The following is a 12,815-nucleotide window of genomic DNA, read 5'->3' on the forward strand; positions in this document are numbered from 1 at the left end:
CGCGGCCAGCGCGTTCAATGTTTGTGTTCGCCGCAGCGCAGTGGTGATCACCCGCAAACGGATGTCTTAACGCCAACTCGATCACATTTAGACCGCATCCACGTAGAGGGTCTCGGGAATATCAAACATTCTCGTAACGACAGAACGCCTAGAACGGAAGTGCGGGGGCAACGGGGATCCATAGGAGAATCCCAACGTGAAAGGTCTGAAGCTCTACTTGGAAGGTCCTGGACAAGAGCGACGTCCAGTTACTTTTGATTCAATGGAGACAGCATCCAGCATTATCGGCTCTCGGGGTCATCGAGAGGCCCAGGCAATCCAGATCAACGTGCTCGTTGACGCTGATGGCAACCTCGCTCGACAGGTCGATCGCGATGGCTTTCGTTACAAATTCACTGGCTCTGAGATACCTTGGGCTCTCACAGTCGGCTGAGAAGAAAAGCCCCTCACCGAGGGGATTTTTCTTGGGCGCCGCGGAAAACCAAGGTGTCCGTGCTGTTGTCTTGCGTAGACAGGCTTTCTTTCCGCTTACTTGCGGGCCGACACGGTAAGTCCACTTGCATCGACCCGCTTTACCCCTTCAATACCGCGGGTCGTCGCGACCGCGCGCTCTTTTTCCGCTGAACTGCTGACCATGCCGCTCAGCATCACTACCCCATTGACGGTTTCAACCTTGATCTCCATTCCCGGCACATTGCTGGTACTCAGTAGGTCGGCTTTCACCTTGGTAGTTATCCACGTGTCACTGCCCGGCTGCTGTGAATCGGTAGGGGTTGCGTGTTCAACCTGTGCTTTGTCGCGTGCGGTTGGTGGGTTCTCCGCGCTCGCCGCAGCGGCGGTGAAGCACATGGGTATCACCAGCATCATTGCGAATCCGCTCATGTTTGCTCTGCGCATTGGCTTATCCTCGACCGGAGCAGGTTTGCTCGTGGGTAAGCTTCTCTCTGCGACGGTTAACGCCTCGCATCTCAGCCTCTGCATACCCTCATCCGCTTACGACATTGATGTATGCAGCGTTGATCATGGATGGCCCGCTGCCCTCCTCCGTCGGAGCTGGTGCCAACCCCGCTCACAAGAAAAAAAAACGTGGTGGAGATTGACGGCGTGATGACGACGATGGGAGATACTTGAAAGATGAAACGACGCAAGCAACGAACCCGCAGTGCGGACGATGACAAAGCCGCGCTTCTGATCATCGATATGATGAATCTCTTCGATTTCGACGGTGGCGTGGCCTTGGCCAAATCGGCATTCGCCTGCGTGCCGGCCATTGCCCGCCTGCGACGCCGGTTTGACGCCGCCGCCGAACCGGTGATCTACATCAACGATAACTTCGCGCACTGGCAGGGGGAGTTCCGCGACCTGCTGGCGCAGTGCAACCTGGCTGGCGGCTCTTCGGCGAAGATCGCCCTGGCGCTGGCGCCGGGGGAAAGCCACTACTATGTCCTCAAACCAAAGCACTCGGCCTTCCTGTGCACGCCATTGAGCGTGCTGCTGACCAAACTTGGCGTGCGCCGCTTGGTGCTGACCGGCATTTCATTGGATTCGTGCATCTTTGCTACAGCACTGGATGCGAACATGCGCGAGTTCGATCTTTGGGTGCCCAATGACGCAGTGGGAGCGATCAGCCGCGACCGCAAGGAGAAGGGATTGGCGCTGATCCGTGCGTCGCTTGCCGTGGATACCCGTGGCACACGCGCTGTGGAGGGGTTGTTCCCGACGAAGCAGCGAAGCAGTTAGGCAGAAATAGTGCTGATACCGCCGCGACAGATCCCGCTTTCTTCTCCGTTACTGCTCTTTGCAAAGCAGAATCAAGGTTGGTCCAACCGGCACCTCATGTGGCCAGTCACAAGGAGGTGCCCGTCTGACCACATGAGCGTGCAAGCTGGGAAACAGATAGTGCGGCAAGACGCGGAAATTAGCGTCGCGATGCAGCCTGTTCGCTTCACGCGTTCTCCACGCTGTCAATTGACCAGACATCGGCAGGCACGTGGAGCGAACGGCAATGTTCTCTCCGAGGATAGAGGTGAAGGAGCTGTTGAGCCCCAGACATCTGGGTAGTTGTATTCTTTCACGGGAAATGAGATTCGCTTCGGAACCCACTGCTTGTATTTCATAGATGTATCGCTCCACCAGTTTCGCGTTGCGCTCGTAATAAAGAGCCCGGCGATACCGGCCGGGCTCAAGCACTAGCACAGACTGAGGCAACTTATTCCTCCTCATCGTTACCTTGACCGGGTGCCTTCTTCTTCTGCTGATCTTGATCATGCTGTCCCGGCTGTTTCTGATTATTGCCTGGACTCTGCTGCCCAAAATTCTGTTGTTGGTTTTGGTTCTGGTTCTGGTCGCGCTGATTGGTCATGACGTTCTCTCGTTGAAGCGGCAGGTTGCCGCAGCGCCAATTTGGCTGGTCTGGCATTGCGTCGGCGTACTGAGCTGTGAAACGCTGGAACACATTACTGACCAGATCGCACGTAGTTGGAGCGTGAGCACCAGCGCCAACCCAGAGTCTATGACGCATAAAGTTTGGGCAGACTAGCGAGAACCCTAACGGCCGGAGTGGATCGGCCAAACCAGGTCGGATGTGTCAAACCCCTGGGCTACAGCGATTCTCAGCGACTGGGCAATCTCTGCTGAATCCAAAACGGGGGCTCTATGCAGCAGCGCCAATCCACGCCGATTTGGGCCCCCAATCATCGCTGTTCTGTAGTCGACGTCTACCTTGATTATGTAGACGTCACCGACCAGAAATGGAAACCCGTGCGGCATGTTTGGGTAGGAGATTTCCCAACGCGAGTTGGCGCCATCAAGGATCTCCGCTGTTCCGCGAAACGTATGACTGCCAGACGGTCCCTCAGCAAGGCTGCTGACCAGATCAAGCCGACCGTCGCTGCCCTGACTGTACTCCACAGACACATCCCTCAGTCTACTGTCATCCGGCCCCGATGGCTTTCTGAAGATCTCGTACCAGCGCCCCAGATAGTGATCGAGATCGACGTAAGGGGCCCTCCATAGTTCGTGCAACATGCCGCACTCCAAGCGTCAAACATTGACGCTATTGGACATCAAGCGGGCCGAATACTGCTGTGACAGAGTGCAACGACAGGCTTCACACGCCTCCCTGGGGAACTATAGCAATGCATGCGGACGATCCCTCTCCGTTGCTGAAATGGCGGCAGGGCGATCCGCCATACTTAAATATTCGATTCCGGGCGAATCCACGTGTGCGCTGCACCGAGAATCATCCTTGACCAACACAGGATATGGACCATCAGGGGTCACGTGTTGAAGGTCTTCTGCAGCAATCACCGACACGCTTCCCGGTTCCACACGCCAGGCGCCCTCACGTTCAGCCCACGTGCGGAAATAGCGGAACATCCCTGAGAAGAGTTCGGCCGGGAATGTGCCAGAAAGCTGCGCAGTCAGGACAGTGATGCAGGCCGCACCATGATTGCGCACCTCGACAGCCAACCAGTCGGCTTGGGACATCCGCGGCGCACCCGAACGATGCAGCTGGAGATCATCTTCCTTCGTGTGGATTCCGCCTCCAGGTCCGACGAACAGCAGATCATCGTCAATCAGTTCGTCCAGTGCAGCTACATCGCTTTGCAGCATGGCAACTCGAAGCTGCTCTTCGTACTGCTGAATCTGCATGAGCGTCGGTGCTCCCGGTTGTGCGCGAAGGGCTGGGCCACGCAGTGCAGCTGCGTTGGCTCAGATTTCCCAGCGGAATCGATATCATCGACAAGCTGCAACTGCATGGTTCAGCCATGCGGCCCGCCCATTACGGGCAGAACGATGCCATTGATATAACTCGCGGTGATCGGAGAGGCCAGGAACACGTATGCCGGTGACAGCTCCTCAGGCTGGGCGGGTCGCTTCATGTCACTGTCAGCGCCGAATTGAGCAACATCATCCGCTGCCTTGTCCGCGGGGTTGAGTGGCGTCCACACCGGGCCTGGCGCAACGCAGTTCACACGGATTCCGCGCGGCAGAAGCTGAGTCGCCAGCGCCTTCGTGAAGGCATGGATCGCACCCTTTGTCGTGGAGTAGTCGATCAGCGATGGGCTGCCGAAGATACCGGTTTCCGAGCCGGTATTGATGATGCTGCCACCTTCCTCCAGGTACGGCAGCACCGCCCGCGCCATCTGGATGTAGCCGGCGATGTTGGTCTGCAGCGTTTCCTGCAGATGTTCATCCAGGAGATCTTCCAGGCGATGGCAATGCAGCTGGAACGCGGCATTGTTGACGAGGATGTCAACGCCACCGAACGTCTTGACGACTTTCTTCACTGCCTTGTTGCAGAAGGAAGGATCACGCACGTCACCGCTGATCGCAAGGCTTCGCGTGCCCTCCTTCTCTACCTTGCTGCAGGTGAGCTTCGCATCGTCATGCTCGCTGAGATACAAGACGGCGACATCGGCGCCCTCTCGCGCAAAAAGAACCGCTACTGCTCTCCCTATGCCCGAGTCAGCACCGGTGATGATCGCCCGCAGACCCCGCAACTTGCCGCTGCCCTCATAGTCGGGCGCCATGTAGCGTGGGGCCAGATCAAGCTCGCTTTCGGCACCTGGCTTGCGGATGCTCTGGGCGGGCATACGAGCTGGTTGCTTGCGCGTTCCTGCCTGGACCGGCGCAGGCTTTTCTGGCTTGCCGGCGACGGCATCGAGCTTTTTTGCCAGACTCTGAAGATTGCGCTGCCTCGTCGCCGTCCGCTGGGCGTCTCCATCCTCGCCACGCTTCGTAGCCTGCCTTTGGGTAGGCGTTCTGGACGTTGTTGCGGTAGGTGATTTGGCAGCAGACTTCTTGGATTCAGACATTGTTCGACCTTCTAGGCATCAGTTGGCAAGCGCTTCGGAATCGTGTTCAACTTGCGCTGTCTTTGTCTGGATGATCCGGGATTGGAGGTCCTCTCTCTGGATCAACGGGTGGCAAGTCGGGATTGTCGTTGCCCGGCAGCTCAGGATTCGGGCGATCAGGATTCCTAGGATCCCGCATCGGATCAGGAGTTCCCGGCTCACGAGGCGCATTCGGATCGGTTGGCGTGGGGGTGCTCACAACTCACCTCATGTAACGGCGCGATGGGGATGTCGCGGCACCCACCTTGCGTCCGTCAACGTTAGCCTGCAGTCATGCAATGTGAAGAGAAATCGCAGCAGTTCACTCATCACAGCTGCGATTTGATCGGAAGAATGAACTTCTCGATCATCTTCTCCTTCAAAGGCCGCTGCTCCCACATCGCATGGGTGTATTTGATCGTCGGCTGCAGGTCCGCCTCGAACACCTCGGTCATCTGCGCGGCGAATGCTGCATCGTAGACATTGAGGCTGGCTTCATCGTTGAGCCGAAAGCTTCGTACGTCGAAGTTCGTGGAACCCACGGAGCTCATTATCCCGTCCACGATCAGCAACTTGTTGTGCATCATCGTTGGCTGGTATTCGTAGATCTCAACGCCAGCCAGCAACAACTCGCCCCAATGAGCTTTGGAGGCCAAGCGAACCGTTTCGGAGTCGATGTGCTTACCGGGCACCGTAACGCGAACCCGGACCCCACGCTGCCGTGCATTGACAAGCGCCTTGATGATGAGCTCGTCGGGCACGAAATACGCGGCTTGCAGGTCGATACTGCGTTCGGCTGCCGCGATGGCCATCAGGTACATCAGATGCATGCTTTCGCTACCACCAGACGGTGATGCCACGAACATGTGAGCATCCATCTCGCCAACAGGCGCAATTTGCGGGAAGTACTCCACGCCATTGAGTACCTCACCGGTGGTCTTTATCCAGTTGTCGTTGAAGGCTGCCTGTACCTGGGCCACAACCGGGCCCTCGATCTTGAAATGCATGTCGCGCCAGTGCTCGCTGTCCTGGGCATGCCCGCTCCATTGGTCAGCCACCCCTACTCCACCGGTAAACCCTACACGGCCATCGATGACCAACAGCTTTCGGTGCGTGCGATTGTTGAGGCGGCCCAGGTTGTACCACTTGAGTGGACGGTATTGATGCACCTCCGCGCCGGCGTTCCGGATCTGGTCAATCAGGCTGCGCTCCATCTTCAGACTGCCCATCCAGTCCACCATCACCTTCACCTGCACCCCTGCCCGGGCACGCTCAGCAAGCGCGTCTGCAAATTCCTGGCCAATCTGCCCCGACCAGTAGATGTAGGTTTCGAAAGTGATCGTCTTTTTGGCCGAATGGATGGCCTCCAGCATGGCGGGGAATATCGCATCACCGTTCTGCAATCCGGTCACGCGGTTGCCTGGCACCATTCCGGGCCCAAGCAGTACCGCCATCTCCCTGCGGAACTGCGATGTATCCGCTGCATAGAGGTGTTCGATCCTGCGCTCGAGCTTCTTGTCCGATGTCTTGAAATTCATCGCCACCACGGTTGCCAGCAGCGTGACCAGGGTGGTGACCAGGATCGTCCAGAGCATTCGTTTGCGACTCCAATGCGTGACCATGAGGAACAGCCCACTTGAGAACTGAACAAGCTAAACGCAGGCCAGGTCAGCCTTCCGTGAAGCCGGCCGAGTCTGGACTACCTCGGTGCATGTGGCCACGCCGGAGCAAAGCTTCCGGTTCCGGGTGTTTCATCGACGACGCACTGCCCCACAGCCGCGAACCCACCTATCAAGATTGCAGGCACGACTATCGGCGCCCACTCGGATTGCATGCCGATGGCCCCTTGTCGATCTGGTTGGACTGTCGCAGCTTCTCCTCCTGTTTGTTCTGGTCGGTCTGCTCCTTCATGTCCTGCTCGCGTGCTGCGTCGGTATCCGGGGTTCCGTCGGCGCGCGTCTCTTCCTCTTTCGGTACGGCGGCGGGCTTGTTGTTCGTCATCGTGATTTCCTCGATTGGATGATGCTGCGCCTTCGTGTGCAGCGGCTGCGTTCGCTTTGCGACAGATAGGGAACGTCAACGACTTCGCTCAGGGATCTGCGACTACGTGTCATTGGCCCAGCGCGACAGGTTCTGTTTCAGCGAATCCGTCCCTGCGAAGCTGAAGCGACGCAGGAAGGGGACGCGACCGCGGTTGCACCTCGTCCGTTGCGCAGGTAGTCGATGAAGATGCGACGATTTCGGCGGCTCTTGGTGGCGGTGGCTAGGAACCGGTGCGAGCGGGACCACCACATGCAGGCCTTTGCCACCGGATACGCGCAGAAAGGATTCCAGTTCAATGCCAAGCAACAGCTTTCGTATGTCCGCGGCAGCGCGTTTGACTTCAGCGAATGGCACATCGGGCCCCGGATCTAGGTCGAACACCACTCTGTCGGCGATATCCGGTGTGTCGGCCTTCGCTCCCCAGGGGTGGAACTCCAACGCGTTTAACTGGACCAGCTCCATCAAGCCGGCAAGATCCTCGACTACCAGATAGTCGGCCTGTGATCCCGACTCTTCCTTGAGCTTGACGGTGGATACACGCTCGATGCCGGCAGTCATGTGTTTCTGGAAGAAGCACTGGCGTTCAATGCCTGCCGGGCAGCGGATCACCGACAACGGGCGCCCTACGATTTCCGGCAGCAGATGATCGGCAATTGCCAGATAGTAGTCCCAGACGTCCTGCTTGCTGATGTTGTCGGCTGGAAACAGTCGCTTGGTGGGGCTGGTCAGCGTTGGCAGCATGGCTTTCGCAGCCTTCGTCGCAGGTTTGCTGCGCTTGGCTCCAGTGGTTTTCTGTCGCGTCATGGGCATTCGATCACTGTCGAGGAGATCGTTCACGTTCTTGTCCAGCCGCAGGGCCTTCAACGAAGGTTGCCGCAGCAAGGTCTGGCCTCCCCTTCCGCGGTAGAACACCTCGACCACGAAGCGCGGGACAAACCACTTGGCCGTGCGCAGGTCGGTTTCGGTGGTCCCGATATGGACAGTCGGTTTGCTGCCACCACCACGGAGTCTGCGCATCAGTTGCTTCAGCAGCGCATCGTCGAACCCGGTGCCTACTCTGCCGGCATAACGCCAGCCGTGACTGGCATCCGGGCTGGCCAACAGCAGGGAGCCAAAACCAGTGCGCGCTCCCTTCGGCGCGGTGAAACCCACCACGGCGAACTCATCCGATGCAAGTTGCTTGGTCTTGCGCCAATCGTCGCTGCGACCTGGGTGATAGGGCTGATCCAAACGCTTGGATATCACCCCTTCATAGTGGTGTTCTGACGCCACCCGGAACGCCGTCTCGCCATCCGTGTCCACATGCGCGCTGAACGCAAGAAGCGGCGATGCGCCCTTCAGCAGATCCTGCAAAAGTTCTTTGCGTTTGATCAGCGGCACGTTGGCGACATCTACGCCTTGCAGGTGCAGTAGATCAAATAGCATCAGGGTCAGCCGGCCTTGCCGCTCTCCTGAGAGGGTCGCCTGCAGCAGGTTGAAATCCTCTTGTGACCCCCGTCCTGCGATGACCTCGCCATCCAGTGATGCCGAATCAAGCCGCAGTCCTTCCAGTGCCTCACGGATCTCGGGCAGTCGAGCTGTCCATTCCAGGGCATTGCGTGACCAAAGACGTACCGTGCCGTCTGCCACAGTGACCAGGATGCGATAACCATCCCACTTGAGCTCGTGCAGCCACAGCTCCCCCTTGGGCGGAGTCTGGCCCAGCTTTGCCAGTTGCGGTTGGAAAGGTCCTGTCGGCACCCTGCCCTTGCGAGCGCCCTCCAAGGACAATGCACGTTTCGACCAATCCTTGCGCCGACCCGACTTCACTGGCACAGTCACCATCCGCTTCTTTTCGGTCTTGCCGCGGCCGGCGCGTTGTTTGTCGCTTTCCGGCGCCGGTGTCACATCGGCCAGCAGGTCGTCGGCTTCCAGATCACCGGCAAACGCGTCACGATCCTTGAACAACAACCATTGCGGTTGACGCGCAGGCTTGCCCGAGCGCACAAGGTGCCAGCCGCCTTTCAACTTGTTGCCAAACAGTTCAAACCGCAGATGTCCCTTGGCCAACTGCGTCTCTGGGTCGCCTTCGGTTGCCCAGATGCCATGGTCAAACTGCGCCACATGCCCGCCGCCATACTGGCCCTTGGCGATTTCCCCCTCGAAATCTGCATAGGCGACGGGATGGTCTTCCACCTCGACCGCCATTCTTTTCACCGAGGGATCGTAGCTGGGCCCCTTGGGCACCGCCCAGCTCTTCAGCGTGTCCCCAACCTGCAGGCGGAAGTCGTAATGACGTCGACTCGCGTGGTGCAGCTGCACGACGAAGATTGCACGTCGTCCCTTTGGCAACGACTTGCCCGGTTCAGGTTCACGCGTATGTTCGAAGCGGCGTTTGCGACGGTAGTCGATCAAGCTCATCTTGACGCCCACTTCGCGCCGGCAACGCTGCACTGCAGCAGTACCGGGTCTCGGTACCTCCACAAATCGACAGAGCTATTTCCAGCCTGGATCCGGGGTGCTACGCCCCGACTCGACCCCACCAACTTGATTGGGGCGGGTCTGCCACCAGCTGATGGGGCAAAGAGGTCTTTGTCATCGCTCACGGAGCGCTCCAGACGGTCTCCGATCCAGGTTGGATGGATGCTTTGATGGTCAATCTACGCCTTCAATGTCAGCGTCGAGTCTAGGAGTGGCTATGGCGGTGTGAAATCAGGTATCTGCACGATGACTGCCTTTCAGCCAAGTTGCGTTGCCTTGTTCCCGGACCTCATGCCACCGCCTTCGTCGCACGTGTCTCCGTCGCTCGATCAAGATGACCGGACCTGTGCCGATATCCATACTCGGCCCGGACGGGCCGGGCGTTTCGTCACAGTGGCTTTCGCGTTGGTTTGACTTTTTCTGCAGCCGGCCGGGAAACGGCAAGCCGCATGTTCCTCATGGCACAACATCGCGCAGGAGCCGGACGGACAAGTGAACTTCATCCAGCCAGAACAAGAACCCGCGCATGCCTTGCCCAGTCTTGACATTAGTTTTCCGCCGCCGCGTGGGCGGTTGCAGGCCTGTTGTTCGGCCTGACCTGCACAACGATCATCGCGTATCGCGAATGGTCAGATCTGCAGTATCGGGCCGCAGACGCGCGCAACCGCGTCTACGTGTACCTTGAGGACGACGTGACCCGCCGACGCCAGGGGAGATGGAATGGGTCAACTGCCTGTGCTGAAGTTCCAGCGTTAGTCTTCGCCACGTCTTTGGGGCGGCCGCGAGGTGTGAAGAAGCCTTCGCAAAACGGGGGCAGTCGGGGACGATCGCTTAACTCCGCGCTTGGCAGCATGCTGCTAAACCCCAACGGAGCCAGCACCATGATCGCTGCACGGAACCTTCCGCGAAGAACGGCACTGTTGTGTTTCGTATTCGGCGCAGCATTGGCATCGATCATCCAGGCAGTTTGATCATGGGACTCGGCGCGCAGGTACTTTCAACCGAGCAGTGGATGCGTCTGGATGCATCGTACAAACAGCATGGAAGCGGGCCTGAATTCTGGGAGGCCTATCGCGACATACTGGATACCGTCTCGCAGCAAGGAGACGGGGCTGCCGCTGCCAATGAGTTGGCCAGGCTTGCAGTGCAGCTCGGCGTCACCGAAACGGCGCTCTTTGTCTAAACGGATCATGGACAAAGAGCTGCTGACGGAAAGCGTTGGTTGGGCAGCCTCGGTGATCCTGCTGGCCACCTTGATCAGGCAGATCGTCAAACAGGCCAATGCCGAACACCCAGAGACAATCTCTACCTGGCTGTTCGTTGGCCAGGCGGCGGCTTCGACGCTGTTTGTTATTTACTCGGCCCTGGTAGGGAACGTGATATTCGTTGTCACCAACAGCTGTCTGTTGCTTACCGCGCTGGCGGGCCAATGGGTCTCACGCAGCAAACGCAGGCGCGCCAGCTCTCCCGAGCAGTGATGGCTCCCATCTGTCAGGCCCAAGCTTCGGCGCACTATTCAGGCAGTGAGGCGCGAAAGCCTCGCCAAACGCTCCCAGCAGACTCCATGCGTACGCTCGAGTTCAGTATTGTCGGTCCAACGGACAGCTTGGTTGAGATCAAGCGTGGCGTTTTCGGCCAGCGCGCTACGCCGATGCCTGCCAATGATCAGTTGCTTCCCAAGCGCGTCACGTACTCAATCTCATCCAGCCAAAGCAACTTTTCGCCTTCACCGGGCACGTCAAGCGGAACTTGGCCGTTCGTTCCTTCCTGTTCAACGGGGTCGCGAAACTGCTGCACAGCGGGTCGTTCCGTCACCGTTCCCCTCAACACGCTTCCATCCTTCATGTGGAGCTCGACCACCAACTCCGCATCCAGCAGCAACTGCAGGGCTTTTAGCTGTTCTATGTCTGCTTGTGCGGTATGAACCCGCGGTGCCGTGCGCGCCATCGCCTTGTCCTCTCTTCGACCTTGCTGCAACCCTACCCGCGCAGGTGCTAACCCTGAATAAAGGCCGGTTGCGGTCAATGAGCGTTCTCTTCACAACGCCCTGCCAGTTCTCCACGCGTTGCTAGCGGCACTTGGATCAGATTCCGTGTTGCCAGCAACGCAGTGTCATTGCAGGCACCTTTCAACGTCAGGAGCCATCAAAATGATACGAGACCGCAAGGACCCGCCAGAGCCTTCCGAGGAGCGTGACTGCCCTGAATCAAGCCATGAGCGTCGCAAGCGCAAAGAACATGAGAGTTCAAATCATGATGAAGCGCTGGAAGAGACGTTCCCGGCCAGCGACCCGGTGTCTCCCTTCGTTCCTGCTAAAGCTCCGGACTGATGAACCTGGCGTGGGCCGGAATTTCGGCCCACGCCAGCGTGGCTCATGGTCCCGGGGGCCCGGCATGGCAACGGGCTGCCACACCATCAGCTATTCAGGCAGAAGCTCCACCGGGGAACGCCGGGATTCATCTACCTCATCCCCTGAAGCTTGGCTCAGAGATAGTCCTTGCGTGCTTTCTCGGCGCGCGCGGCACCGATCGCCGTCTCCACGTCCTTCTGTTCCTCCGGCGGAGGCAAGACCGCAGGGATTCCGAGACTCTGCAGCCAAAGTTCCCTGGCCCAACCTGTTGTGTGATACAGGTGGTGGTCTTCCTGTTTTTCAACGGCGTCATATGCCTGCTTGAGTATTTTCGCTGACGGCCCACCCTGTTCGGCAACCTTGCCGATCAACTCCCAGTTCTGGTGATCCTTGGTTTCGGCCAGTACGACACACTCGGCCGCAACCAGTTCCGCAGCGGTCGGGGTGTCGTTCTTGATTGCCATCTGGATGGCCGCTACCAGCGATTTACCATGATGGGCCACCACCTGTCGGCCCGGGCTGTCCGTCTCGGTATCGAGGCCGAGTTGCTCGAAAACGCGGGTGAGTATCTCTTCGTGCCCGCGTGTCTCTTCGAGATAGCCCTCCCATTCTCCACGCAGATCGTCGTTCTGCACCGCGCGCAGGGCGGCTGCATAGATTTTCTGACCGCCGCGCTCCGTCTCCAGTGCCTGTAACAGCAACTCGGTGACCTGTGCGCTGTCTGTTTTTCTGGCCATGATGGTTCTCCTGAGGATGAGCGTGCTTTTGTAAGGGCGGCAGCGATAGCGAAGCGTGATCATGTGTGAATGCAACGCGACCACCAGCGGCCCTGCGTGGACTGGAACCACACGCTATTCCTGCACGCAATCATCAAGCATGGGCTACGAGGCTGCAGGATTCGGCGGCGCGTCCTTGCGGTGCCGTCGCGCAGTCAAGAAAGGAAATCCAGCCCCATCATGCGTGAGAGGTGCGGGTCCCTGCCCTGTTGTAGCGGTGACAGTCTCAACAGGAAGAGCGGCCCCCTCCCGGGGCCCGCCAGAATCAACCGACGATCAATGACCAAGGCAACTCAGATCCATTGAACCTGTATCTGAAGCCCTCGCTATCAATCTGCTGTGCAAGGT

12 protein-coding genes and 1 pseudogene are annotated in these 12,815 nt (G+C 58.5%); 5 read left to right on the forward strand and 8 right to left on the reverse strand.

Annotated elements, in window-relative coordinates:
* Positions 1-528 precede the first annotated feature (528 nt).
* Positions 529-882, reverse strand: coding sequence for a BON domain-containing protein (locus RT131_RS17370; RefSeq protein WP_313174019.1), 354 nt, complete (start codon positions 880-882; stop codon positions 529-531).
* Positions 883-1,134: 252 nt separating this feature from the next.
* Between RT131_RS17370 and RT131_RS17375 the strand changes: the two genes are divergently transcribed.
* Complete coding sequence (locus RT131_RS17375; RefSeq protein ID WP_313174020.1) at positions 1,135-1,740, forward strand: isochorismatase family cysteine hydrolase; 606 nt, start codon at positions 1,135-1,137, stop codon at positions 1,738-1,740.
* Positions 1,741-2,266: 526 nt separating this feature from the next.
* A complete protein-coding gene (locus RT131_RS17380) occupies positions 2,267-2,539 on the forward strand; it encodes a hypothetical protein (RefSeq protein WP_313174021.1) in 273 nt (90 codons plus the stop codon).
* A 590-nt stretch (positions 2,540-3,129) separates the two neighbouring features.
* On the opposite strand, the gene RT131_RS17385 is transcribed toward RT131_RS17380, so the two are convergent.
* The 5 genes and pseudogenes from RT131_RS17385 to ligD all read right to left on the reverse strand — a co-directional run bounded on the left by RT131_RS17385 (position 3,130) and on the right by ligD (position 9,281).
* Complete coding sequence (locus RT131_RS17385) at positions 3,130-3,654, reverse strand: nuclear transport factor 2 family protein (protein WP_313174022.1); 525 nt, start codon at positions 3,652-3,654, stop codon at positions 3,130-3,132.
* Between the two features lie 110 nt (positions 3,655-3,764).
* Entirely contained in the window at positions 3,765-4,820 is a 1,056-nt protein-coding gene (locus RT131_RS17390; RefSeq protein WP_313174023.1) for an SDR family oxidoreductase, read from the reverse strand.
* A gap of 347 nt (positions 4,821-5,167) precedes the next feature.
* Positions 5,168-6,433 (reverse strand): cardiolipin synthase, encoded by a 1,266-nt coding sequence (gene cls / locus RT131_RS17395; RefSeq protein WP_313174024.1) that lies wholly within the window; start codon positions 6,431-6,433, stop codon positions 5,168-5,170.
* 214 nt (positions 6,434-6,647) lie between these two features.
* A complete protein-coding gene (locus RT131_RS17400; protein ID WP_313174025.1) occupies positions 6,648-6,839 on the reverse strand; it encodes a hypothetical protein in 192 nt (63 codons plus the stop codon).
* A 102-nt stretch (positions 6,840-6,941) separates the two neighbouring features.
* A pseudogene (gene ligD / locus RT131_RS17405) lies at positions 6,942-9,281 on the reverse strand (DNA ligase D).
* A gap of 982 nt (positions 9,282-10,263) precedes the next feature.
* Between ligD and RT131_RS17410 the strand changes: the two are divergent.
* Both RT131_RS17410 and RT131_RS17415 read left to right on the forward strand, forming a co-directional pair.
* Positions 10,264-10,524, forward strand: coding sequence for a hypothetical protein (locus RT131_RS17410; RefSeq protein ID WP_313174026.1), 261 nt, complete (start codon positions 10,264-10,266; stop codon positions 10,522-10,524).
* Between the two features lie 7 nt (positions 10,525-10,531).
* A complete protein-coding gene (locus RT131_RS17415) occupies positions 10,532-10,819 on the forward strand; it encodes a hypothetical protein (protein ID WP_313174027.1) in 288 nt (95 codons plus the stop codon).
* Positions 10,820-11,006: 187 nt separating this feature from the next.
* On the opposite strand, the gene RT131_RS17420 is transcribed toward RT131_RS17415, so the two are convergent.
* Positions 11,007-11,288, reverse strand: a complete 282-nt coding sequence (locus RT131_RS17420) for a DUF3247 family protein (RefSeq protein ID WP_313174028.1) — start codon at positions 11,286-11,288, stop codon at positions 11,007-11,009.
* Between the two features lie 202 nt (positions 11,289-11,490).
* Here RT131_RS17420 and RT131_RS17425 point away from each other — a divergent pair, with 202 nt between their 5' ends.
* A complete protein-coding gene (locus tag RT131_RS17425; protein WP_313174029.1) occupies positions 11,491-11,670 on the forward strand; it encodes a hypothetical protein in 180 nt (59 codons plus the stop codon).
* A gap of 155 nt (positions 11,671-11,825) precedes the next feature.
* Here the strand turns inward: RT131_RS17425 and RT131_RS17430 are convergent, their stop codons facing one another.
* The gene (locus RT131_RS17430; protein WP_313174030.1) at positions 11,826-12,491 is read right to left on the reverse strand and encodes a hypothetical protein; all 666 of its coding nucleotides are present in this window, start codon (positions 12,489-12,491) and stop codon (positions 11,826-11,828) included.
* Positions 12,492-12,815 lie beyond the last annotated feature (324 nt).

Source organism: Stenotrophomonas sp., from assembly GCF_032066555.1.
Classification (GTDB): Bacteria; Pseudomonadota; Gammaproteobacteria; order Xanthomonadales; family Xanthomonadaceae; genus Stenotrophomonas.